16 protein-coding genes, 3 rRNA genes and 1 pseudogene are annotated in these 23,699 nt (G+C 65.9%); 7 read left to right on the top strand and 13 right to left on the bottom strand.

Annotation, left to right across the window (positions count from 1 at the left end; translation table 11 throughout):
* Positions 1-3: 3 nt before the first annotated feature.
* The 8 genes and pseudogenes from RCP37_RS09545 to RCP37_RS09510 all read right to left on the bottom strand — a co-directional run bounded on the left by RCP37_RS09545 (position 4) and on the right by RCP37_RS09510 (position 10,112).
* Positions 4-180, bottom strand: a complete 177-nt coding sequence (locus RCP37_RS09545; RefSeq protein WP_165604596.1) for a hypothetical protein — start codon at positions 178-180, stop codon at positions 4-6.
* Positions 181-218: 38 nt separating this feature from the next.
* The gene (locus RCP37_RS09540; RefSeq protein ID WP_373693172.1) at positions 219-1,202 is read right to left on the bottom strand and encodes an HAD-IIA family hydrolase; all 984 of its coding nucleotides are present in this window, start codon (positions 1,200-1,202) and stop codon (positions 219-221) included.
* A gap of 36 nt (positions 1,203-1,238) precedes the next feature.
* Positions 1,239-1,961, bottom strand: a pseudogene (locus RCP37_RS09535) (tetratricopeptide repeat protein); the annotation flags it as partial.
* A 607-nt stretch (positions 1,962-2,568) separates the two neighbouring features.
* Positions 2,569-2,681 (bottom strand): 5S ribosomal RNA (rrf, locus tag RCP37_RS09530).
* 142 nt (positions 2,682-2,823) lie between these two features.
* A 23S ribosomal RNA gene (locus RCP37_RS09525) occupies positions 2,824-5,944 on the bottom strand.
* A 357-nt stretch (positions 5,945-6,301) separates the two neighbouring features.
* Positions 6,302-7,836, bottom strand: a 16S ribosomal RNA gene (locus RCP37_RS09520).
* The 16S, 23S and 5S rRNA genes sit together here, the layout of an rRNA operon.
* 378 nt (positions 7,837-8,214) lie before the next feature.
* Complete coding sequence (gene tyrS, locus RCP37_RS09515) at positions 8,215-9,483, bottom strand: tyrosine--tRNA ligase (protein WP_308486615.1); 1,269 nt, start codon at positions 9,481-9,483, stop codon at positions 8,215-8,217.
* 17 nt (positions 9,484-9,500) lie between these two features.
* Complete coding sequence (locus tag RCP37_RS09510; RefSeq protein WP_308486614.1) at positions 9,501-10,112, bottom strand: DNA-3-methyladenine glycosylase; 612 nt, start codon at positions 10,110-10,112, stop codon at positions 9,501-9,503.
* 69 nt (positions 10,113-10,181) lie between these two features.
* On the opposite strand from RCP37_RS09510, the gene RCP37_RS09505 reads away from it, so the two are divergent.
* The 3 genes from RCP37_RS09505 to RCP37_RS09495 are packed head-to-tail and all read left to right on the top strand — an operon-like array spanning position 10,182 to position 12,336.
* Positions 10,182-10,940 carry an ABC transporter ATP-binding protein gene (locus tag RCP37_RS09505; protein WP_308486613.1) on the top strand — a complete coding sequence of 253 codons (759 nt, stop codon included), beginning with the start codon at positions 10,182-10,184 and terminating at the stop codon, positions 10,938-10,940.
* Positions 10,874-11,716, top strand: coding sequence for an ABC transporter permease (locus tag RCP37_RS09500; RefSeq protein WP_308486612.1), 843 nt, complete (start codon positions 10,874-10,876; stop codon positions 11,714-11,716). Before RCP37_RS09505 ends, RCP37_RS09500 begins: the two co-directional genes overlap by 67 nt.
* A complete protein-coding gene (locus RCP37_RS09495) occupies positions 11,716-12,336 on the top strand; it encodes a TetR/AcrR family transcriptional regulator (protein WP_308486611.1) in 621 nt (206 codons plus the stop codon). The genes RCP37_RS09500 and RCP37_RS09495 overlap by 1 nt, the downstream gene beginning before the upstream one ends.
* Here the strand turns inward: RCP37_RS09495 and RCP37_RS09490 are convergent.
* Complete coding sequence (locus RCP37_RS09490) at positions 12,302-12,526, bottom strand: Trm112 family protein (RefSeq protein ID WP_308486610.1); 225 nt, start codon at positions 12,524-12,526, stop codon at positions 12,302-12,304. The genes RCP37_RS09495 and RCP37_RS09490 overlap by 35 nt on opposite strands.
* Entirely contained in the window at positions 12,523-15,552 is a 3,030-nt protein-coding gene (locus tag RCP37_RS09485; RefSeq protein ID WP_308486609.1) for an acyl-CoA synthetase, read from the bottom strand. The genes RCP37_RS09490 and RCP37_RS09485 overlap by 4 nt, the downstream gene beginning before the upstream one ends.
* A gap of 70 nt (positions 15,553-15,622) precedes the next feature.
* On the opposite strand from RCP37_RS09485, the gene RCP37_RS09480 reads away from it, so the two are divergent.
* Complete coding sequence (locus RCP37_RS09480) at positions 15,623-17,404, top strand: ABC-F family ATP-binding cassette domain-containing protein (RefSeq protein ID WP_308486608.1); 1,782 nt, start codon at positions 15,623-15,625, stop codon at positions 17,402-17,404.
* Positions 17,405-17,407: 3 nt separating this feature from the next.
* Here RCP37_RS09480 and RCP37_RS09475 read toward each other — a convergent pair whose 3' ends face one another.
* Positions 17,408-18,064 (bottom strand): M15 family metallopeptidase, encoded by a 657-nt coding sequence (locus RCP37_RS09475; RefSeq protein WP_308486607.1) that lies wholly within the window; start codon positions 18,062-18,064, stop codon positions 17,408-17,410.
* Between the two features lie 114 nt (positions 18,065-18,178).
* Between RCP37_RS09475 and RCP37_RS09470 the strand changes: the two genes are divergently transcribed.
* From RCP37_RS09470 to RCP37_RS09460, 3 genes are read left to right on the top strand one after another with little or no spacing between them, the layout of a single operon-like run.
* On the top strand, positions 18,179-18,958 hold the full coding sequence (locus RCP37_RS09470) for a siderophore-interacting protein (protein WP_373693171.1): 780 nt from the start codon (positions 18,179-18,181) through the stop codon (positions 18,956-18,958).
* Between the two features lie 10 nt (positions 18,959-18,968).
* Positions 18,969-20,423, top strand: coding sequence for a PPE family protein (locus tag RCP37_RS09465; protein WP_308486605.1), 1,455 nt, complete (start codon positions 18,969-18,971; stop codon positions 20,421-20,423).
* The gene (locus tag RCP37_RS09460) at positions 20,401-21,069 is read left to right on the top strand and encodes a biliverdin-producing heme oxygenase (protein WP_308486604.1); all 669 of its coding nucleotides are present in this window, start codon (positions 20,401-20,403) and stop codon (positions 21,067-21,069) included. Before RCP37_RS09465 ends, RCP37_RS09460 begins: the two co-directional genes overlap by 23 nt.
* On the opposite strand, the gene argH is transcribed toward RCP37_RS09460, so the two are convergent.
* Together argH and RCP37_RS09450 are read right to left on the bottom strand one after the other, a co-directional pair.
* Positions 21,066-22,490, bottom strand: coding sequence for an argininosuccinate lyase (gene argH / locus RCP37_RS09455; RefSeq protein WP_308486603.1), 1,425 nt, complete (start codon positions 22,488-22,490; stop codon positions 21,066-21,068). The genes RCP37_RS09460 and argH overlap by 4 nt on opposite strands.
* A complete protein-coding gene (locus tag RCP37_RS09450) occupies positions 22,487-23,683 on the bottom strand; it encodes an argininosuccinate synthase (RefSeq protein WP_308486602.1) in 1,197 nt (398 codons plus the stop codon). The genes argH and RCP37_RS09450 overlap by 4 nt, the downstream gene beginning before the upstream one ends.
* Positions 23,684-23,699: the final 16 nt, after the last annotated feature.

Genomic DNA, 23,699 nt, shown 5'->3' with positions numbered 1-23,699 from the left:
GACTCAGCCCTTCTCTACCGACTCCAGCGCCCGCACCAACACCTGGTGGGCCTCTTCGAGCCGCTGCGCCAAGGCGTTGAGATCGCTGTGCGCCGGCAGGTCGGCCAGCTCGGCTTCGCCGGGCAACTCGGCCAGCACTGCCGCAATGCGTGCTCGGACGTCCTCAATCTCACTGTTCATGGGTGCCACTCACGCTAGTGCATGCCGGTTGGGGCCGCTTAAGGCCACGTGCCGAGCAGGGACCACTGCTGCAGCGCCGCGTCCGCGGTGTCATCGGCGGCCGCGACGGTGAACGGGCGCCCGGCCAACTCGGCGTCCCACACCGCCGAAGCGAGCGCGCGGACGATCGACAGGCCGTCACCGTCTTCCTCGGGTTGCCCGGCGGCGACGGTCACCGTGGTGCCGTCTACCTGTACGTTCCAGTGCGGCTGCGAGACAATCGCCAGCCGGCCGGCGCCGACGTTCAGCGCCCGTAGGTCATGGCCGAGGTAGGTCGGCCGATGCTCGGCGACCGCGCCGACGGCGTCGCGGGCGGAGTTCACTCCGGTGAGCACCATCAGGCTGGGCAGCGCGGCGGCGTTGGCCGCGGCGATGTCGGTGTCGAGCCGGTCGCCGACCACCAGGGGGGCGTAGAACTCGCCGCGGGTGAGCGCAGCGGTCAGCAGCGCCGGGCCCGGCTTGCCGGCGACCTGCGGCTCGGCGTCGGTCGCGGCACGCAGCGCCGCCACCATCGAACCGTTGCCGGGCAACAGACCCCGCTCCGACGGCAGCGTCTTGTCGACGTTGGTGGTCATCCACAGCGCCCCGGCGCGGATCGCCAGTGCCGCCTCGGCCAGGTCGGCCCAGCCGAGCTCGGTGGACAAGCCCTGGATGACGGCGGCCGGTTCATCGGTGGCCAGCCGTACCGGTTCCAAGCCGACGGCGCCGATCTCGGCCGCCAGCGACTCAGCGCCCAGCACCAGCACCCGCGCTCCGGCGGGCAGTTGCCCGGCCAGCAGGCCCGCGGCGATCTGGCCGCTGGTGGCGACATCCTCGGCTGTGGCGGTAAAGCCCAGCTGGTTCAGATGTGCCGCAACCTCGTCCGCTCCGCGGGACGAATTGTTGGTGATGAACAGCTTTCGGCTCTGCAGTTCGGCCAGGGTCTCGACAGCGCCGTCGGTGGGTTCGCCACCGCGGAACACCGTGCCGTCCAGATCCAGCAGCAGGCAGTCGTATTCCTCGGCCAGCGTCGCGCCGCCGCCGAGTTCGGCGATGCGGTCTTCGACGTCGGTGACGCCTTCGGTGTCGGCGGCCGCGGCGCGCAGGAACCACTCCAGCGCCTCACCTTCGCGCCCGAGTGCTACCAGCGTCTCGCCGTGCGCGTAGTGCAGCCGGGCCACGGTCGATCCGGTCCGGTCGGGGTCCGTCGGCGCCGAGGAGAGCACCGTCAGTGCCTGCTCCAACTGCCCCAGGTCGGCGCGAGCACCGGCGGCGACGATCCGCATCTCGTCGGCCTCGTCACCCTCGAGCAGTTCGGCATCCGGGCCGGTGGCCAACTCGATCGCCCGCTGGGCCCGGCCCAGGCCGCGTTCGCAGTCGGCAATCAGTGGAAGCAGAGCGGACTTACTGCCCATCCGCCGTGCCGCCCGCAGCTCGCCCAACGCCTGCGACCAGTCTCCGCACTGATAGGCGGCGATCCCGACGGCCTCGCGGACCGCGGTGATTCGCGTTGACCGGGACCGGGCCGCCTTGGCGTGGAGCAGCGCGGCTTCCGGATTGTCGTCGAGCAACATGCCGGCGGCGACCAGGTGGCAGGCCACCGCGTCGGCGGTGACGCGGTTGAGCGTGCTCAGTTCCCGGCGCACTTCCGGAGCCAGCTGGTTGGGCTCGATGCCTTCGGGCAGCGGCGGATCGTCGTAGCGCTGCGACGATTCCTCACCGGACGGGCGTGGCGGTCGCGACGTGTTGTCGAAGTCCCGCCGCGGCCGCGAGGAACGGTCGAAGTCGCGCGGCGGCCGGGAGGCTCCATCGCGGTCACGGTGGGGACGAGGGCTGCCGTCGCGATCGCGAGGCGGACGCGGACTGCCATCGCGATCCCGCGGCGGACGCGGACTGCCATCGCGATCCCGCGGCGGGCGCGGGCTGCTGTCGCGATCCCACGAGGGCCGCGGGCCGCCATCGCGGTCACGCGGCGGCTGGGAACGACGATCGCGGTCTGATCCCGCACCATAGGGCGTCCGACGCTGAAGGCCGGAACCCCGGTACGAGCCATTCCCGGACTGTCCAGGACGGCCACCGGACTGCCCGGGCCGACCTCCCGACTGCCCCGGTCGACCACCGGATTGCCCGGGCCGGCCACGTCGCCCGGCGTCGCCGGCGCCCCTGCCGCCTCGCGGCCCGTCGCCGCCATTGCCGTGTTCGGCCACCTCGTGCCCTCCGGTCGTAACAGTGCTACCGAAAAGGATACGGCGGGGATCGCCGACCTCTTGACACGGTCGCATTCACGCGATCTGTTCGCGCAGGAAAATGGGACATGCGGGAAATGCCTGTGCCCCCCAATTTCTTGGGGGGCACAGGTCTTAATGTTGTGTTCGGCGGTGTCCTACTTTTCCACCCGTGTGGGCAGTATCATCGGCGCTGACAGGCTTAGCTTCCGGGTTCGGGATGGGACCGGGCGTTTCCCTGTCGCTATTTCCGCCGTAACTCTATTTTCTTTTCCTGTGTGGTGAACCGGTTCCCGGTGTGGGGGTGGTTCACCTGTGTCACCAAGTTTGTGTTTGGTGGTGGGGTGTGGGTCTTTAAGTATTTTGTGGTGTGGTTGCGGGCAACACTGTTGTTTCTTTGTGTTGTAAGTTTTCGGCCGGTTAGTGCCAGTTCCCTGCACACCTTGCGGTGCTTCCAGGTCTGGTCTATCAATCCCGTGGTCTGCGGGGGGCCTTATCCCTCTAAAAGGGTGAGAATCCTGGTCTTGGAGTAGGTTTCCCGCTTAGATGCTTTCAGCGGTTATCCTGTCCGAACGTAGCCATCCAGCCGTGCTCCTGGTGGAACAACTGGTACACCAGAGGTTCGTCCGTCCCGGTCCTCTCGTACTAGGGACAGGTTTCCTCAAGATTCTGACGCGCGCGGCGGATAGAGACCGAACTGTCTCACGACGTTCTAAACCCAGCTCGCGTGCCGCTTTAATGGGCGAACAGCCCAACCCTTGGGACCTGCTCCAGCCCCAGGATGCGACGAGCCGACATCGAGGTGCCAAACCATCCCGTCGATATGGACTCTTGGGGAAGATCAGCCTGTTATCCCCGGGGTACCTTTTATCCGTTGAGCGACACCCCTTCCACTCGGGGGTGCCGGATCACTAGTCCCGACTTTCGTCCCTGTTTGACGTGTCAGTCTTACAGTCAAGCTCCCTTGTGCACTTACACTCAACACCTGATTGCCGTCCAGGTTGAGGGAACCTTTGGGCGCCTCCGTTACATTTTAGGAGGCAACCGCCCCAGTTAAACTACCCACCAGGCACTGTCCCTGAACCAGCTTCATGGTTCGAAGTTAGAGGTCCAATACGATCAGAGTGGTATTTCAACAACGACTCCACCCACACTGGCGTGCGAGTTTCACAGTCTCCCACCTATCCTACACAAACCGCATCGAACATCAATACCAAGCTATAGTGAAGGTCCCGGGGTCTTTTCGTCCTGCCGCGCGTAACGAGCATCTTTACTCGTAATGCAATTTCGCCGAGTCTATGGTTGAGACAGTTGAGAAGTCGTTACGCCATTCGTGCAGGTCGGAACTTACCCGACAAGGAATTTCGCTACCTTAGGATGGTTATAGTTACCACCGCCGTTTACTGGGGCTTAAATTCTCAGCTTCACCCCGAAGGGTTAACCGGTCCTCTTAACCTTCCAGCACCGGGCAGGCGTCAGTCCGTATACATCGTCTTGCGACTTCGCACGGACCTGTGTTTTTAGTAAACAGTCGCTTCTCACTGGTTTCTGCGACCCCCTCCCGCTGCCGGCCGCGAAGGCCATGACGGTATGAGGGTCCCCCTTCTCCCGAAGTTACGGGGGTATTTTGCCGAGTTCCTTAACCATAGTTAACTCGTACGCCTTGGTATTCTCTACCTGACCACCTGTGTTGGTTTGGGGTACGGGCCGTGTGTGAGCTCGCTAGAGGCTTTTCTCGGCAGCATAGGATCACCGAATTCGCCACAATTGGCTATGCATCACCTCTCGGACTACATGCCAGACGGATTTGCCTATCTGACGTCCTACGGGCTTGCCCCAGTATTACCACTGACTGGTACGGCTACCTTCCTGCGTCACCCCATCGCTTGACTACTACCAGCGAAGGTCCCACGCAGCCAGCAGTCGTCTCTCCCCGAAGGGATTAATCGACCACCTTTTGGGTGGTTAGTACCACTGATTCATCATGGGCGCGCACACACGGGTACGGGAATATCAACCCGTTGTCCATCGACTACGCCTGTCGGCCTCGCCTTAGGTCCCGACTCACCCTGGGAGGACTGGCCTGGCCCAGGAACCCTTGGTCTTTCGGCGGGCAAGGTTCTCACTTGCCTCATCGCTACTCATGCCTGCATTCTCACTCCCACACCCTCCACCACTAGATCACTCTGTGGCTTCACCGGATGCAGGACGCTCCCCTACCCAATACTTACGTATTGCCGCGGCTTCGGCGGTGTGCTTGAGCCCCGCTACATTATCGGCGCACAATCACTTGACCAGTGAGCTATTACGCACTCTTTCAAGGGTGGCTGCTTCTAAGCCAACCTCCTGGTTGTCTAAGCGACTGCACATCCTTTTCCACTTAGCACACGCTTTGGGGCCTTAGCCGGCGATCTGGGCTGTTTCCCTCTCGACGCACGGAGCTTATCCCCCGCCGTCTCACTGCCACGCTTATACTCACCGGCATTCGGAGTTTGGCTGACGTCAGTAACCTAGTAGGGCCCATCGGCCATCCAGTAGCTCTACCTCCAGTGAGAAACACGCAACGCTGCACCTAAATGCATTTCGGGGAGAACCAGCTATCACGGAGTTTGATTGGCCTTTCACCCCTACCCACAACTCATCCCCTCAGTCTTCAACCTAAGTGGGTTCGGGCCTCCACGCGGTCTTACCCGCGCTTCACCCTGGCCATGGGTAGATCACTCCGCTTCGGGTCCACAACACGCCACTACACACACCCCAACGGATGTGATACGCCCTATTCAGACTCGCTTTCGCTGCGGCTACCCCACACGGGTTAACCTCGCGACGTGCCGGTGACTCGCAGGCTCATTCTTCAAAAGGCACGCCATCACCCCACTCAAAGAGAGGGCTCTGACGGATTGTAGGCACATGGTTTCAGGTACTATTTCACTCCCCTCCCGGGGTACTTTTCACCATTCCCTCACGGTACTAATCCGCTATCGGTCATCGAGTAGTATTCAGGCTTACCGGGTGGTCCCGGCAGATTCACAGCAGATTCCACGGGCCCGCTGCTACTCGGGAAATCGTCACAAGACAGGTATCGGGTTTTCACGTACCGGGCTCTCACCGTCTACGGCAGGCCATCCCAAGCCACTTCCGCTAACCACAACACTTTTTTACTGTCCTCCAGGTGAGTAGACCCAGACATGACGCTCCCACAACCCCGCACACACAACCCCTACCCGGTATCACATGCATACGGTTTAGCCATCCTCCGCTTTCGCTCGCCACTACTCACGGAATCACATTTTGTTTTCTCTTCCTACGGGTACTGAGATGTTTCACTTCCCCGCGTTACCTCCCCACTGGCTATACATTCACCAGTTGGTGACACGACATCACTCGTGCCGGGTTTCCCCATTCGGACATCCTCGGATCCACGCTCGGTTGGCAGCTCCCCGAGGCATATCGCAGCCTCCTACGTCCTTCATCGGCTCTCGATGCCAAGGCATCCACCATGCGCCCTTAAACACTTACAAATCACAAAAACCAAGAAACAAAAATTGCAAAAACAAACAAGACACAAGCCTTGCTTGCTAGATGCTCGCAACCACTATCCACAAAACAAACACCACACCCCACCACCAAGATGGAGCGACAACACACCCACCCCCCAAAAGGGGCGAAAACAGGCCTGTTGCCTCAGGACCCAACAGTGTGCCCAGCCAAAGCCGGCCAACACCACCCCCGAAGAGATCGTGCCGGTTGATGATCAAAGCTGTTGTTGTTTCAAAACAATCTGCACCACCGACAACCCACTACAGGCGCCGGCGAAAAATATCCCAACCATCACATCCCGCACTGTTGCGGGGACGGGGGAAAATGGTGCTCCTTAGAAAGGAGGTGATCCAGCCGCACCTTCCGGTACGGCTACCTTGTTACGACTTCGTCCCAATCGCCGATCCCACCTTCGACGGCTCCCTCCACAAGGGTTAGGCCACCGGCTTCGGGTGTTACCGACTTTCATGACGTGACGGGCGGTGTGTACAAGGCCCGGGAACGTATTCACCGCAGCGTTGCTGATCTGCGATTACTAGCGACTCCGACTTCATGGGGTCGAGTTGCAGACCCCAATCCGAACTGAGACCGGCTTTAAAGGATTCGCTAACCCTCACGGGATCGCAGCCCTTTGTACCGGCCATTGTAGCATGTGTGAAGCCCTGGACATAAGGGGCATGATGACTTGACGTCATCCCCACCTTCCTCCGAGTTGACCCCGGCAGTCTCTCACGAGTCCCCACCATTACGTGCTGGCAACATGAGACAAGGGTTGCGCTCGTTGCGGGACTTAACCCAACATCTCACGACACGAGCTGACGACAGCCATGCACCACCTGCACACAGGCCACAAGGGAACCGATATCTCTACCGGCGTCCTGTGCATGTCAAACCCAGGTAAGGTTCTTCGCGTTGCATCGAATTAATCCACATGCTCCGCCGCTTGTGCGGGCCCCCGTCAATTCCTTTGAGTTTTAGCCTTGCGGCCGTACTCCCCAGGCGGGGTACTTAATGCGTTAGCTACGGCACGGATCCCTAAAGGAAGGAAACCCACACCTAGTACCCACCGTTTACGGCGTGGACTACCAGGGTATCTAATCCTGTTCGCTCCCCACGCTTTCGCTCCTCAGCGTCAGTTACTGCCCAGAGACCCGCCTTCGCCACCGGTGTTCCTCCTGATATCTGCGCATTCCACCGCTACACCAGGAATTCCAGTCTCCCCTACAGTACTCCAGTCTGCCCGTATCGCCCGCACGCCCACAGTTAAGCTGTGAGTTTTCACGGACAACGTGACAAACCACCTACGAGCTCTTTACGCCCAGTAATTCCGGACAACGCTCGCACCCTACGTATTACCGCGGCTGCTGGCACGTAGTTGGCCGGTGCTTCTTCTGTACCTACCGTCACCCCAAGAAAAATCCTGGAGCTTCGCCGATACTGAAAGAGGTTTACAACCCGAAGGCCGTCATCCCCCACGCGGCGTCGCTGCATCAGGCTTGCGCCCATTGTGCAATATTCCCCACTGCTGCCTCCCGTAGGAGTCTGGGCCGTATCTCAGTCCCAGTGTGGCCGGACACCCTCTCAGGCCGGCTACCCGTCGTCGCCTTGGTAGGCCATTACCCCACCAACAAGCTGATAGGCCGCGGGCCCATCCCACACCGCAAAAGCTTTCCACCACACACCATGAAGCGCGTGGTCCTATTCGGTATTAGACCCAGTTTCCCAGGCTTATCCCAAAGTGCAGGGCAGATCACCCACGTGTTACTCACCCGTTCGCCACTCGAGTACCCCCGAAGGGGCCTTTCCGTTCGACTTGCATGTGTTAAGCACGCCGCCAGCGTTCGTCCTGAGCCAGGATCAAACTCTCCAAACAAAAACCATTTGGAAACAATCCCAAAACATCAGTCAAAAACTGACATCAAAAAATACGCCACACCCCCAACACGGGGCGCCGAAGGCATGGCAAAAACAACAACAAAAAATTTCACCAAACACACTATTGAGTTCTCAAACAACACGCCCGACTGAGAGCGCAGTCTACCCGCGGTGTTTAACCGCTTGCAGGCCTTGCGGACAGTCAGAATCCTTCGCGATTCTCTCGAATCTCTCCGGGGCGTCTCCGGGGCTTCCGTTTCCGGCGCTCCCTGCGACGTGGATTAAGTTACGCGAGGGGAATCTTAGAGTCAAATCCGCTGGTCAGGACAGTTTTTCAAGATCAACCTGTGTTGGCGTCCAGTCCAAGGCGCCCGCACTAGACCCTTTCGATACCTGCCACGTTGCGCTTTCCTCGGCGTAGCACCAACCAGCGGCCATGCAAGAAATTCTCGGGCTGCGGCGTCCATTCCTCGCTGTCCACGCGGACGTTGTTCACCGAGACGCCGCCCTCGCCGATAGTGCGCCGGGCCGCGCCCCGACTTGCCGACAGACCGGTCGCGACCAAAAGGTCGACAATGCTGTCCGCGGTTCCGGGCGCCAACTGCGCGACCGAAGTCTCCTGCAGGGCCGCGGTCAGGGTGGATTCGTCCAATCGGGTCAGCTCGCCCCGGCCGAACAATGCCTGGCTGGCTAACTCCACCGCCTCGGTCGCGGCCTCCCCGTGCACCAGCGTGGTGAACTCCCGGGCCAAGGTTCGTTGGGCGGCCCGCTCGTGCGGGCGCTCGGCGGTCGCTTCCTCCAGGCCGGCCAGCTCCTCGGCCGACAAGAACGTGAACCAGCGCAGGTAGCGGATCACGTCGGCATCCGCGGTGTTGAAAAAGTACTGGTACCAGGCGTACGGGCTGGTCATCTCCGGATCCAGCCACAGGCTGCCGCCACCGGTGGACTTGCCGAACTTGGTGCCGTCGGCGGCGGTGACCAACGGCACCGTCAACGCGTGCACGGTCTCCCCCAGCTTCTGGCGCACCAGCCGGACCCCGGCGATGATGTTGCCCCACTGATCGGAGCCGCCGATCTGCAGCGAACAGCCGTACCGCTGACGCAGCTGCACGTAGTCGTTGGCCTGTAGGAGCATGTAGCTGAACTCGGTGTAGGAAATGCCCTCATCGAGGCGGCGCCGGATGGTGTCGCGGTCGAGCATCACGTTGACCGAGAAGTGTTTGCCCACGTCACGCAGGAATTCCACCGCCGACAGCGGGGCGGTCCAGTCCAGGTTGTTCACCACCACGGCACCGGTCGGGCCGTCGTCGAAGTCGACGAAGCGCTCCAGCTGCCCGCGAATCCGCTCGGACCACTCGGCCACGGTGTCGGCGGTGTTCAAGGTCCGCTCACCACTGTCTCGAGGGTCCCCGATGAGTCCGGTGGCACCGCCGGCCAACACGATGGGCCGGTGTCCAGCCCGCTGGAATCGGCGCAACGCCAGCAGCGGCACCAGGTTTCCGGCGTGCAGGCTGGGCGCGGTCGGGTCGAATCCGGCATAGACCGTGATCGGCCCGCCCGTCACATCGGCGGTCAGGGCGTCCAGGTCAGTGGACTGGGCGATCAGCCCGCGCCAGGTCAGCTCGTCGAGAATCGTCGTCGGCATGGGTTGATTTTCCCGGATCAGTCCGAGGCGCCCGGCGCCGGTGCCCGTGGGCTGCGTCGGTACGCCGAAACCTCGGGTATCCCGGGCGCCCACAGTCGCCACGGCCGGTCGGCTGCCTGACTGACGCCCACTCGCGGTCCGGCCTGCGCCGGCATCGGCCCGCCGAGCTGCAGCCGCACCGGGCTGTTCGGGTCGAACAAGTCAATTCCGTTGTCGTCCATGGTGATTCCCAAAGCAGAGCAGAGATTTCCCGGGCCGCGGGCCAATGCCACCTCCGGCACCGCGTCACCGCGACGGGCCCGCACCAGCGACTCCCCCTCGTCGATAACCGCCGCCCGGAGCAGCACCGCCGCGGCCGTCCCATCCGGGCCGCAGACCACGTTGGCGCAGATGTGCATGCCATAGCTGCGATAGGTGTACAGGTGCCCGGGCGGGCCGAACATCACAGCGTTACGCGGGGTGGGGCCGCGGTAGGAATGCGCCGCCGGGTCCGGCCAGGGACCGTTCGGCACCCCGCCGTAGGCCTCCACTTCGACGATGGTCGCGCCAACGCCGCGGCAGGTGAGGGTGGCGCCGAGCAACCGCTGGGCAGCCGCGAGCGGATCCACGGCAAGCCGGGCAACACTCACGCTGGGAGATTCTGCCTTGAGACCCCATCGCCCTTGACAGGGCGTCGCGCCGGGCAGATTATTCAACGTATGATGATTTCATCGCGTGATGAATTCTCGGGGTCGGGCCCGGCCGTGACGATCGATCACCTGCGGGTGGTGCGCGGCAAGCGGCCGGTAGTGCACGACCTCTCGGTGCAGATCGCCCCGGGCACCATCACCGGCCTGCTCGGGCCGTCTGGCTGCGGAAAGACCACCCTGATGCGCTGCATCGTGGGCACTCAACTGATCACCGACGGCCGAGTCGAGGTGCTGGGCAGCCCGGCCGGCTCCCCCGTGCTACGCCACCGGGTCGGCTACATGCCGCAGCAGGCCACCATCTACGACGACCTGCGGGTGATCGACAACGTGCGGTACTTCGCCGCACTCGCCGGGGTCGAGACCCACGACGCAGACGACGCGATCGATGCGGTGGACCTGCAGAAGCACCGCGGCGACTACTGCGCCAACCTGTCCGGCGGTCAGCGCGCCCGGGTCTCGCTGGCCTGCGCCCTGGTCGGCCGGCCGGACCTGCTGGTGCTCGACGAGCCGACGATCGGCCTGGACCCGGTGCTGCGCGCCGAACTCTGGCAACAGTTCTCGGCGTTGGCGCGGCGCGGCACCACGTTGCTGGTGTCCAGTCATGTGATGGACGAGGCGGACCACTGCGGCGACCTGCTGCTGATGCGCGAAGGCTGGCTGCTGGCGCGCACCACCCCGAGACGACTGCGAGAGGAGACCGGATGTTCGTCGATGGAGGAAGCGTTCCTGTCCATCATCCGGCGCACCACCGCGCCCCGAGCCGGCTGACCGGAATCCTGGCGCTGCGGCCCTTCGTGGCCACCACTGCGCGGATCCTGCGCCAGCTCGGCGGTGATCACCGCAGTGTCGCGATGATCCTGGCTGTGCCCAGCCTGGTCATCACGCTGATGTACTTCATGTTCTCGGGCGCAGTGCGCCCGCCGGGCGCCCCGTCGCCGTTCAGCTCGCCTTTCCAGTCGGCCTGCCTGGTCCTGCTGGGCCTGTTCCCGCTGTTTCTGATGTTCGTCATCACCGCGATCACCATGCAGCGCGAACGCGCGTCGGGCACCCTGGAGCGCATCTTGACCACCCCACTGCGCCGGGTCGACCTGCTCGCCGCCTACGGGACGGCGTTCTCGATCGCAGCGGCCGCCCAGGCGAGCCTGGCGTGTGTTGTCGCGTTCTGGCTGCTGGATTTCCACACCGTGGGCAGCCCGGCCTGGGTGTTCGGGATCGCGATCATCAACGCGATGCTCGGTGTCGGTCTGGGGTTGCTGTGCAGCGCGTTCGCCCGCACCGAATTTCAGGCCGTGCAGTTCATTCCGCTGGTGATGGTGCCGCAGCTGTTGCTGGCCGGAATCATCGTGCCGCGCGCGGCGATGCCCGAGTGGCTCCAGTGGGTGAGCAACGCGATGCCGGCCAGCTACGCCCTCGAAGCGCTGCAGCAGGTGGGCACCCACCCGGAACTGACCGGTGTCGCGGTGCGCGACATCGTCATCGTGCTGGCGTTCGCGGTCGCGGCCCTGGGACTGGCCGCGGTCACGCTGCGGCGAAGGACGCCGTAGTGGCCACCGCATCAAACAGCCGCAAGCCGGGCCGCCCGTCGGGCGCCTCCGACAACCGGGACAAGATCCTGGTTGCGGCACGAGACCTGTTTGCCCGCAATGGTTTCGCGAACACCTCAATCCGGGCGGTGGCCGCCGCGGCGGGCGTCGATGCAGCCCTGGTGCACCACTACCACGGCACCAAACAGCAGCTGTTCGCCGCTGCGGTCGAGCTGCCGATCGATCCGATGACGGTGCTGGGGCCGCTGCGCGAGACACCGGTCGAGGAACTCGGGCGCACCCTGCCCGAACTGCTGCTGCCGCTGTGGGATTCGCAGGCCGGCACCGGACTGATCGCGGCGTTACGCTCCATGCTCACCGGGACCGAAGTGCCACTGGCTCGGTCGTTCTTCCGGGACATCGTGATCGCCGAACTCGCCCCGCGAATCGACGAACCGTCCGGAACCGGCGTCCTGCGCGCCGAGTTCGCCGCCACTCAATTGATGGGCGTCGTGGTTGCCCGCTACATCATCGGGCTGGAGCCGATCGCCTCACTGCCGCCGCAGGATGTGGTGGCGATGATCGCCCCGACCCTGCAGCGTTATCTCACGGGGGATCTGCCGGGCCCGCTTGGGCAATGAGCGCGGCGTGCTCGTCGTCGCTGACGGGTTCGGCCTCGTCGATCAGCAGCACCGGAATGTCGTCGTCGATGCGGTAGGCCCGATGCATGCGCGGGTTGTAGAGCGCATCAGCACCGGAACGCTGCACCAACAGCAGCGGGCCACGGTCGGCCGGGCAGACCAGGATTTCCAGCAGGTCTTGGTCGATCATGCGCGACCACCTGCCAGTTCGGCGCGCACCGCGGCGGTCAACCGTTTGAACTGCCGGGTGGTGGCATCGAAGTACCAGGCGTTGCGTCCGGCCTTGGGCAGCCCGGCCTCGCGCAGCGCACCCACCACCGGGCGGTACACCGTGCTCAGCGACAGGTTGGGCACCAGGTGGATGACATCGGGACCGACACCGGAGGGAAGCGCGGCCACCGCCTCGCTGAGGTCGGCGGCGGTCACCGAGGCGCCCGGCTGCACCGTCACCGCGGACACCACCAGGTCCGCCCCCTCGGTCGGCACCCGATAGGTGACCGCCAGGTCGACGCCGGTGACGGCGCCCAGGGCATCGGTGATGACCACCGGGAACGCGATCCCGCGGTCGGTGCGGACGCTGGATGCGCGCCCGCCGACCAGCCAGAAGTCGCCGTCGGCGTCGCGACGGAAGAGGAACTCCGTGGAGATCCAGGTGTCGGCCGGGGCGAACACCCCCCGTTTGACCGAAGCCGACGGGTCGATCGGTCCGCGCGGCTTGGCCAGCAGCACACCGACTTCGTCGTTCTCGGCGACCCGCACAAAGCCCCGGTCGTCTTCCAGGATCAGGTCGTGATCGCAGTCGTAGGCGGCCAGTTCCACATCCACCGCGCCAGGCAGCGGACGCCCCTTGCTGCCGACCTTGGCGCCAGAGACGTTGGCCAGCACGGCCTGACCGTCCTTGGTGGCGAAGAACTCGACCACGTGGGCCGGCGCGAACACCTCGGTCACCCGGTTCCACAGGCCGACGGGCATACCGGAACCGATGAACAGCCGGACCGGGTGGTTGCCCTGCAGCACGAAGTTCGGGTCGTCGATGACCTCGCCGAGCATCGCCCAGGTGTAGGACACCACGCTGACGCCGTACTGGCGCACCTCGGCGACGAATCGGTCCGGGTTCAGGCCGCGCGACAGTGCGATGCGGGCCCCGCCGACCACGGCCCCGCCGAGGCTGACCAACAGCCCGGATTCGTGGTGCAGCGGCGTGAGGCAGTAGACGGTGTCGTTGGGTCCCAGAGCCGCTGTCGACGCGGTGCCGAACGCCGAGAGCGCCCAGCGGAAGTTGGTGATCTGCTTGGCCACCAGCTCGCCGGCGGCGTTGCCGAAGGCCACGAACGCCAGGTCGCGGGCGAATCCCGGGTTCGGCCGGTACCAGCCGGGAAGTTCGACGGCGTCCGGGTCGATCCGTTCCATGTCGACGACGTCGATGTTGGTGGGCAGGTCCAGGTCGCGGGCCTCACCACCGCCGAGCACCAGCACCTGGCAGTCCAGTTCACGGGCGGCCTCGCCGACCAGCTCCAGGGTTTCCGGGTCGACGATGATGTCGGAGATGCCGCCGAGGCGAGCCGCGGGCAGCAGGTCGCCGTCGGTCGGCATCAGCACGGCCACCGCACCCAGCCGGGACAACGCCGCGATCGCGACCAGGGCGCTGGGCCGGGTCGCCATCAGCACACCGACGTGGACGCCTTGGCGCACCCCGACCTCGATCAGGCCGCGGACGACGTTGTCGATGCGCTTGTTGACCGCCTCGTAGGTGTGTACTCGCCCGTCGAACAACAGGAACTCGCCGTCGGGTGAGTCGGCCGCCTGCTCATCGATGATGCGGCCCAGCGAGATTCGGGTGTGATCGTTGATCTGTCCGAGCCGGGCCAGCCGGGGCAGGGTGCGCGCGGTCTCAACGGCCATGGTGCGCACCGACTTCTGCGCCGCCACCATCGCATCCGCGGCGCCGCGCGCCAGCGTCAGCGCAACCTCGGAGGCCTCACCCAACCCGTGCGCGATCCGCGACGTCATCGCCACGCCGCGCTTGGCGCCTTCGGACGGCTGCGCAGACATCAACGCCACCCCCGGCGGCTGCGAGCCCATCCCGGACTGCCACAGCACCCAGCGCGCCACGGTCGGCCAGGTCAGTTCGGCGGCCTTGGAACCCACCACCAGGCCGAAGTGGCCTGCCCGAAGCAGATATTCGAAGACTTTGGCGTCCGGAGCTGCACGCCGGATCCCGCGCACGGCAACCGGCTGCCCGATGTCATCGACCTCACCGACGAAGGCCAGTACCGGGCAGGTGATGTCGGTCAGCGTGACCAGCTGTCCGTTGATGGCGAAACCACCGGTCATCATCCGGTTGTGGGCGATGAACTGCTTGAGCAGCTCCGAGATCGCCGGACCCGACCAGGCGATCCAGCCCTCGGACTCCAGGAAGCGGCGCTGCGCCTCGCGCGGCAGCAGGGCTTCGCGGTCGTGCAGCTGGCGCAGGAAGTCCATCCGGGCCTTCGCCGTCTTGAGCGGGTCCATCATCTGGAAGCCCAGGCGTGCCTGCCATCCCGAGATGTCGAGCCGGTTGAAGACGTGGTCGGCCATGAAGCCGGCGACACCGGAGGCCAGATTGGGCGGCAGCCCCATCGGCAGCGCGGCCAGGGTGTCCACCGGCGAACCGAACGCGATGATGCTGGCGATGTTCTTCGAATGCCGGTATGCCCCGGTCTGATAGGCGAACATGCCGCCCTGGGAGTAGCCGGCCAGGTGCACGTCACGTCCGGTGGTCTCGGCGACGGTGTCGATGGCCTGGCTCAGGCCGACGATGTGGTCGGCCAGATTGCGGCGCATGCCGCCTTCGATCTCGTCGGGTGAGCCGAAGTCGATCACCCAAGGGTCCACACCGGCGTCGTGCAGAATGCCGACCGCACCCTCGTCGTGGGTGACGTCCCACATGTTTGCCGACATCATCATCGGGTGCACCAGCAGCACGGGCGGGCCGGGCTGCGGTTGTCCCGGTCGGCTGTCCGGCGGAAAGTACCGCCGCAGCTTGTACATCGGGGTGCTCTCGACGATTTGGAACGGTGACGGCACCGCTCCGGTCTCCAGGCCGCCCCAGCGCAGCACCTCCAGGCCGTTTTGTGCGGTGGCCATCAGCCACTCGACCGGCCGGGTAATGGCCGACAAGTTCAGATCCACCGCTGCACCCCTACTTTGCGCTCGATCCTGGAATGACGTGCACATTCTGGCACATCAGGGCGGTTGGTCCGGCTGGTTCACCATTCGCCAAGGGGCAGGCAGTACCGTTCCAGCGGTGGCACACCTGCTCGGAGCTGAGGCACTTCACCTGCGGTACCCCACCGGTGTGGTGTTGGACTCAGTCACCCTCGGGGTGAACGACGGCGCCCGGATCGGGATCGTCGGGCGCAATGGGGACGGAAAATCGTCGCTGCTGCGCCTGTTGGCCGGCGCCGCGACTCCGGATTCGGGCCGCGTCACCCGACGCAGCGGGCTGCGGGTCGGGTTGCTGGACCAGTCCGACACCCTCGACCCCGACAGCACGTTGGGGGTGGCGTTGGTCGGTGATCAGGCCGACCATGAGTGGGCGTCCAGCCCGCGAATCCGTGACGTGGTCGACGGCTTGGTCTCCGACATCGCGTGGGACGCAACCATCTCCGGGCTGTCCGGAGGGCAGCGCCGACGAGTGCAGTTGGCGGCCTTGCTGATCGACGAATGGGACGTGATCTGTCTCGACGAGCCGACCAACCACCTGGACGTGGAGGGGATCACCTGGCTGGCGCGGCATCTTCAGCAGCGCTGGGCCCGCAGTAGCGGCGCCCTGCTGGTGGTCACCCACGACCGGTGGTTTCTCGACGAAGTGGCCACCACCACCTGGGAGGTGCACGACCGCATCGTGGAGCCGTTCCAGGGCGGCTACGCGGCCTATGTTCTGCAGCGGGTGGAGCGCGACCGGATGGCCGCAGCCAGTGAGGCCAGGCGGCAGAATCTGTTACGCAAAGAGCTGGCCTGGCTGCGGCGTGGGGCACCGGCCCGCACCTCCAAACCGAAGTTCCGCATCGAGGCGGCCAACGCTTTGATCGCCGACGTCCCGCCGCTGCGCAACGAAGTCGAGCTGATGAAGCTGGCGACCGCGCGGCTGGGCAAGGACGTCATCGACCTGCTCGATGTATCGGTCTCCTTCGACGGCAAACCTGTTCTGCGCAATGTCGAATGGCGGATCGGCCCCGGCGAGCGCACCGGAATCGTCGGCGCCAACGGTGCCGGGAAATCCACCCTGCTCGGTCTGATCGCCGGCACGGTGGTGCCCGACAGTGGCCGGGTCAAGCGCGGCAAGACGGTGCGGCTGGGCATGTTGGACCAGCAGTCGGCGGAGTTGGCGACGCTCATCGAAGACCGGGTGGCCGATGTCCTGGGCCGGCTGCGCAACGACTACCAGGTCGACGGCAAGGAGATGACGCCCGCGCAGCTGTTGGAGCGACTCGGGTTCGGCAGCGCTCAGCTGTCAGCACGGGTCGGCGAGCTCTCCGGCGGGCAGCAGCGGCGACTGCAGTTGATGCTGACCTTGCTCGCCGAACCGAACGTGCTGGTGCTCGACGAGCCCACCAACGACGTCGACACCGACATGCTGACCGCCACCGAGGACCTGCTGGACTCCTGGCCGGGCACCTTGATCGTGGTCTCGCATGACCGGTATCTGCTGGAGCGGGTCACCGACAACCAATACGCGATCCTGGATGGGCGGCTGCGGCACTTGCCGGGCGGCGTCGACGAATACCTACAGCTGGCCGCCGAGGCGCGTCGAGCACCGGTGTCCCGGCCCGCGGCCGTGGCCGCCGACGGTCCGGGGCCGCTGTCGGGAGCGGAACTGCGTGCGGCACAGAAGGATCTGGCCGCCGTCGACCGCCGGTTGGCGCGGCTGGCCGCGCAGATCGAAGCCAAGCATCACGAGCTGGCCGCCTTTGACCAGTCCGATCATGTGGGGCTGGCGGAGCTCACCCGGGAACTGCGGGCGCTGGAGGCCGAGGTGGCCGAGCAGGAAAGCCGTTGGCTGGAGCTGTCGGAGCTGGTGGAGTAGGCGTCAGCGCCGCTCAAAATGCTGGTAGTCCACCGGCGACTTCCAGTTGCCGCCCCAACGCCACCCGGCGTCGGTGAAGGCGCGGACCGCGGCGTCACCGGCGTGCAGTAGGCCCGGTTCGATCCGACGGCGATCCAGGTAGACCCCGGCATTGCGCGGCTCGAATCTGCCGTGATCGACCAACGGATTCAGCAGCGGGTTGACGTCGATGGCACGGCCATAGGCGTGTAGCGCCCAGTTGCCGGAGCCTGGGATGCGCCGGCAATTGAACGCCGAGGTGTTGTTGTCCTCCATTGACAGCTCGTCGTCACCACCCCGGTAGTGCGCCACCGATTGCATCCGCTCGATCGGGAACTCCAGGCGGTAGAGGTGGTCGAATACGGCGATGACCTGCGCAACCAGCTCCTGGTTCACGATCAACTCGCCGCGGTGCGGCCGATCGTCGAATCCGAGGTAGGTCAGCGAGACCCGTCGCAGCTGCGCCGGGGTGACCGGGCAGTCGCGGTGCCAAGTCGGGCCGAGTTCGGCGGCCGTGACGGGCGAGACGGCGGCGGGCTCGGGTGCGTTTCGGGGCGATGATGCTGCCGGCGTCGATGTGGGTGGCGGAGGTGCGCCTCCGGTGCACTGTGGCAGCAGCCCGCAGAGCGCGATCGCCGCCATCAGGCGCCACGCGGTCGAGATCTTTCGGCTGCCGTTGATCCATTCACGCTAGCGCAGCGCCGGATCTGCTACTGTCGCCGCTTAGGTAAGGCATACCTAATTTAATTCGACTCCCTGGAGGCCCCGGTGGCACCGCTCCTCGATTCGTTTCCCCTCGTCAGCACCCTGCGCGACGCGCTGTTTCTGTCCGCGGCCGTCGGGGAGATCGAACAGCTGACGCCGACGATGCGCCGCATCCGTTTCACCGGTCCACGCCTGCGGGGCCTGACCTGGACGCCGGGCCAGCACGTCCGTCTGCAGGTCGCCGGCCTACTCGATTCCGTCCTGCGGCTGCACCCGCACGACGCCTTGCGCACCTATTCCATCTACGACGCGGATCCCGACGCCGGAACGCTCGACATCGTGATGTGCCAACACGGCTTCGCTCCAGACGCCGCAACCCCTGCCCGGCGGTGGGCGGCGGACGTGTCGCTCGGCGAGCAGGTCGATTTCACCCGGCCGCAGGGCAACTTCGTCGTCCGCCACGACGCTGCCTACCACGTGTTCGCCGGGGATGAGACGGCGTCGGTCGCGTTCGCCGCAATGCTGCGGTCGCTGCGGCCCGACGCGGAGGTCTACGGCGTCGTCGAGGCGGCGACCGAAGCAGATCACCTTCCGCTCAGACGGCCCGTGACCCACGTCGAGCGCGGTGACGCCTCCGCCGCGAACTCCCCCGTCCTCGCCGACGCCCTGCGCAACCTCGACCTTCCCGACCAGCCCGGTATCGCTTACCTCGCCGGTGAGGCGCGCACCATTCAAACGCTGCGGAAAATCCTGATCGCCGAACGCGGCTGGGATCGACGTCGCATTCGCACCAAACCGTTCTGGACTCCCGGCCGCACCGGCATGGAATGAGCCCACGACCATGACCGCACCCATCTGGATGGCGTTACCCCCTGAGGTCCACTCCACCCTGCTCAGCAGCGGGGCGGGGGCCGGAACCCTACTGGCAGCTGCCGACGCCTGGACCGAACTGAGCAGCCAATACACCACGGCTGCAGCCGAACTCACCACAATCCTGGGTGCCGTGCAGGCCGGATCGTGGGAGGGCCAAACCGCGGCGCGCTACTTTGCCGCGCATTCGCCCTACCTGACCTGGCTGATGCAGGCCGGCGCGAACAGCGCCAGCGCGGCCGCCCAGCTCCACACAGCGGCCGGCTCCTACACCGCGGCGCTGGCGGCCATGCCGACCGTCGCCGAACTGGCCGCCAACCGAGCGACGCTGGGTGTGTTGGTGGCGACGAATTTCTTCGGTATCAACGCCATCCCGATCGCGGCCACCGAGGCGGACTACATCCGCATGTGGCTGCAGGCCGCCACCACCATGAGCGTGTACCAGACTGTCTCGGCCGCGGCAGTGGCATCAACACCGCAGACGGCGCCGGCGCCGTCTGTCCTCGAACCGGGCGTCGGTGAGGCGGGGTCCGCCGCCTTCACCGACCCCATCGAGGAATGGCTTTCCGGCTCCGAACATTTCAGCAGCATGTATCGCATGCTCAAGCGGGTGCTGTCGGATCCACTCGGCACCCTGTACCAGGTCGTCGTCGACTTTGCGACCGACCCAGCGGCCGCGGCAACCACCTGGCTGCCGCTGTTCTACCTCTTCGCTTACGCAGCAACCTTCGGCGTGCTGGGAACGCCGATCTACGCGGCGATCATGGGCCCGGCGGCATCGGCGGCCATCCCGATCGCGTTGGGATTGTCCGGGCTCGCCGCGATGGCCGAGGTGCCCGCCACCGGCGCCCCGGCCGTCATCAGCGCGCCTGCCCAGGATCTCCCGACGGCGGTCGTGGTGCCGACTCCCCCGCCGGCCGCAGTGCCCGCGCCGGCGGCACCGTCGCCGAGTGTCACCACCGCGCCGGCGCCATCGGCCCCGACTCCGGCGGCCGCCAGCACCCCGATGGCGCTCTACTACGCGGTTTCCGGCGGCGGCCCCGGCGTCGGCTTCGGTCCCACCATGGGGCAGCCGGCCGCGGCCGCCTCACGGGCCTCCCACAATGCAGGCGCCGAAGCCGACGCCGCCGCCGTGGCGGTGACCGGTAAGAAGGCCGCGGTGCGCAGGCGCCGCACCGCTGCGGCCAAAGCCCGTGGCTATCGCTACGAATTCCTCACCATGGCCAGTGCCTCGGGCAGCGCCGGGATCGGATCGACCGGCACTGCGGCGAAGTCTGGGCTGGCGGACCCGGCCGGACTCACTACGCTGGCGGACGATGTATTCGGCAACGGGGCCACCAGCCCGATGATGCCGGGAAGCTGGACCACCGAAAGCACCCGCGAAGAAGGGAACGGATCACAGCATGCCGCTGCAGGCCCCGGTTGACCCCGATGCCGTCCGATCGTTGTCCACCGCCATGCGGGAGGGATCGCAAGCGGCGCACGACGCCGCCGAGGCCTCGCCGTTTGTGTCAGAGCTGATGGGCGGCAAGGTCAACGAGCAGGGCTACGTCGACTACCTGTTGCGGTTGCGGATGGTCTACGCCGCACTGGAGGCCGCGGTGCGGGCGAACCGCGACGACGCCCTCGTCGCATCGGTGTACGACCCCGCACTGGAACGGCTCGCCGCGATCGAGGCCGACCTGGAGTTCTGGTCCGGCGGAGCCGTTGTGGAGGTCGATTCGCCCGCCGCCCAGGCGTACTGCGACCGGATCGCCGGCGCCTCGACCAGCGAGTTGCTGGCCCACCACTACACGCGCTACCTCGGGGACCTCTCCGGCGGGCAGGCGATCGGACGGGTGCTGGACCGCACGTTCGAGCTCGGCGGAGCCGGCCTGTCGTTCTATGAGTTCCCGGTGCGGGCGAAGCCGTACAAGGACGCCTACCGTGCCCGCCTCGACGAGCTCGGTCTGGAGCCCGACGAAATCGCTGGCGTGGTCGATGAGGTCAGGCACGCATTCGGACTCAACCAGGACCTGTTCGACGAACTGGCCGAGAACCTGGCGTCCTACTACCGCGAATCCGCGGATTAGTTCAGCGGATTCGCGGCGGTTCGACGACGCGCCTGGCTGACGGCTTCGCGGATCGCTGCCAGCTGCTCGGCCACCCGCGCCGGCGCGGTACCGCCCCGGGCGTCACGAGAGCCCACCGAACCCTCGACGGTCAGCACCTCGCGCACCTGCGGGGTGAGGTCGCCGCTGATGGCGGCCAGTTCGGCGTCGGTCAGCTCGTCGAGGCCAACGCCACGCTGCTCGGCAACCTTGACCGCCGCACCCGCTGCTTCGTGCGCGATGCGGAACGGGACACCTTGGCGCACCAGCCATTCGGCGATGTCGGTGGCCAGGGTGTAGCCGGCCGGTGCCAGTGCGGCCATCCGCTCGGTGTCGAAACGCAAGGTGCCGACCAGCCCGGCCATCGCCGGCAACAGCAGCTCGAGCTGCGCCGCCGAGTCGAACACCGGCTCCTTGTCCTCCTGCAGGTCCCGGTTATACGCCAGCGGCTGGGCTTTGAGTGTCGCCAGCAGGCCGGTCAGGTTGCCGATCAACCGGCCGGACTTACCGCGGGCCAGCTCGGCGATGTCGGGGTTCTTCTTCTGCGGCATGATCGAGCTGCCGGTCGACCAGGAGTCGTGCAGCACGGCGTAGCCGAATTCCGTTGAACTCCACAAGATGATGTCTTCGGCCAGCCGGGACAGGTCGACGGCGATCATCGCGAACACGAATGCCGCCTCAGCGGCGAAGTCGCGAGCGGCGGTCGCGTCGATCGAGTTGTCGGCGGCCGCGGTGAAGCCGAGTTCGGCGGCGATGGCGTCCGGGTTCAGGCCCAGCGACGAGCCGGCCAGCGCACCCGACCCGTAGGGCGAGATCGCGGCGCGGGCGTCGAAGTCGACGATCCGGTCCACGTCGCGCAGCAGCGGGTGAGCATGGGCCAACAGGTGGTGAGCCAGCAGCACCGGCTGCGCGGACTGCAGGTGCGTCTTGCCCGGCATGATGGCACTCGGGTGCGCGCCGGCCTGGTGGGCCAGCGCCTCGACCACGTCGAGCACCCCGGCAGCCACCCGGCGCACCGCATCGCGCAGCCACATCCGAAACAGCGTGGCCACCTGGTCATTTCGTGATCGCCCGGCCCGTAGCCGGCCGCCCAGGTCCGCACCCACCCGGTCGATCAGGCCGCGTTCCAGCGCGCCGTGCACGTCCTCGTCGGTGACCAGCGGCCCGAAGCTGCCGTCGGCGACGTCTTCGCCGAGGCTGTCCAGGCCGGCCAGCAGGCCGTCACGCTGCTCAGTGGTGAGCAGCCCGGCGCCGTAGAGCACCTTCGCGTGTGCCTTGGACGCGGCCACGTCGTAGGGCGCCAGCACCCAGTCGAAGTGGGTGGATTTGCTCAGCGCCGCCAGCGCGTCGGACGGTCCTTCGGCGAACCGTCCGCCCCACAGTGATCCCTCGTTGGTGCTCACCCCAGATCCCGGCGGGCGGAGATCTTCGAGCTCAGCCCGTGGATCTGGACGAAGCCACGCGCCGCGGTCTGGTCGAAGGTGTCGCCCTCGTCGTAGGTGGCCAGGTTGAAGTCGTAGAGCGACTCCGCGCTGCGCCGGCCGTTGACGATGATGCTGCCGCCGTGCAGCACCAGGCGGATGTCGCCGGAGACGTGCTGCTGGGTGTCCTCGACGAACACCTCCAGCGACCGCTTGAGCGGGCTGAACCACAGGCCGTCGTAGGTGAGCTCGCCCCACTTGCGGTCCACACCACGCTTGTAGCGACCCAGTTCACGCTCCAGGGTGACGTGCTCGAGCTCGGTGTGCGCGGTGATGAGCACCATCGCGCCGGGCGCCTCGTAGATCTCGCGGCTCTTGATGCCCACCAGCCGGTCCTCGACCACGTCGAGCCGTCCCACGCCCTGCGCGCCGGCCCGGGCGTTGAGCTCCTGGATGATCTCCAGCACGCTGAGCGGTCGACCGTCGATGGCCACCGGGCGGCCCTTGTCGAAGCTGATGATCAGCTCGTCGGGGGCGTTGAAGTGGACCGTCGGGTCCTCGGTGTAGTCGTAGACGTCCTTGGTCGGGGCGTTCCACAGGTCTTCGAGGAACCCGGTCTCCACCGCACGGCCCCACACGTTCTGGTCGACCGAGAACGGCGAACGCTTGGTGACGTTGATCGGGATGGCGTTCTCCTCGGCGAACGCGATGGCCTTCTCCCGGGTCCAGGCGTAGTCGCGGACCGGGGCGATGACGTTCAGTTCGGGCGCCAGCGAGGCGAAGCCGACCTCGAAGCGGACCTGGTCGTTGCCCTTGCCGGTGCAGCCGTGCGCGACGATGGTGCCGCCGTGGCTACGCGCGGCGTCCACCAGGTGCTTGACGATCAGCGGCCGGCTGATGGCCGAGACCAGCGGGTAGCGGTCCATGTAGAGCGCGTTGGCCTTGATGGTCGGCAGGCAGTAGTCGTCGGCGAACTCGTTGCGGGCGTCGACCACAACGGCTTCCACCGCACCGCAGTCCAGGGCCCGCTGGCGCACCACTTCCATGTCCTCGCCGCCCTGGCCGAGGTCGATGGCGACGGCGACCACTTCGCGGCCGGTCTCCTTGCCGATCCAGCTGATCGCCACCGACGTGTCCAGGCCGCCGGAATACGCCAGGATGACGCGTTCGGACATCGAGTTCTCCTTGCTT

The organism is Mycolicibacter sp. MU0102, from assembly GCF_963378105.1.
GTDB classification, from domain to species: domain Bacteria; phylum Actinomycetota; class Actinomycetes; order Mycobacteriales; family Mycobacteriaceae; genus Mycobacterium; species Mycobacterium holstebronense.
This window is presented reverse-complemented; position numbering and strand designations above follow the sequence as displayed.

Bases quoted from the DNA above. Each gene is read 5' to 3' on its own strand.
- tyrS (WP_308486615.1), bottom strand. From the start codon at position 9,483: ATGCCGACGACGATTCTCGACGAGCTGACCTGGCGCGGGCTGATCGCC.
- RCP37_RS09500 (WP_308486612.1), top strand. From the start codon at position 10,874: ATGTTCGTCGATGGAGGAAGCGTTCCTGTCCATCATCCGGCGCACCAC.
- RCP37_RS09465 (WP_308486605.1), top strand. From the start codon at position 18,969: ATGACCGCACCCATCTGGATGGCGTTACCCCCTGAGGTCCACTCCACC.
- RCP37_RS09505 (WP_308486613.1), top strand. From the start codon at position 10,182: ATGATGATTTCATCGCGTGATGAATTCTCGGGGTCGGGCCCGGCCGTG.
- RCP37_RS09490 (WP_308486610.1), bottom strand. From the start codon at position 12,526: ATGATCGACCAAGACCTGCTGGAAATCCTGGTCTGCCCGGCCGACCGT.
- RCP37_RS09485 (WP_308486609.1), bottom strand. From the start codon at position 15,552: ATGTGCACGTCATTCCAGGATCGAGCGCAAAGTAGGGGTGCAGCGGTG.
- RCP37_RS09460 (WP_308486604.1), top strand. From the start codon at position 20,401: ATGCCGCTGCAGGCCCCGGTTGACCCCGATGCCGTCCGATCGTTGTCC.
- RCP37_RS09450 (WP_308486602.1), bottom strand. From the start codon at position 23,683: ATGTCCGAACGCGTCATCCTGGCGTATTCCGGCGGCCTGGACACGTCG.
- RCP37_RS09545 (WP_165604596.1), bottom strand. From the start codon at position 180: ATGAACAGTGAGATTGAGGACGTCCGAGCACGCATTGCGGCAGTGCTG.
- RCP37_RS09475 (WP_308486607.1), bottom strand. From the start codon at position 18,064: ATGGCGGCGATCGCGCTCTGCGGGCTGCTGCCACAGTGCACCGGAGGC.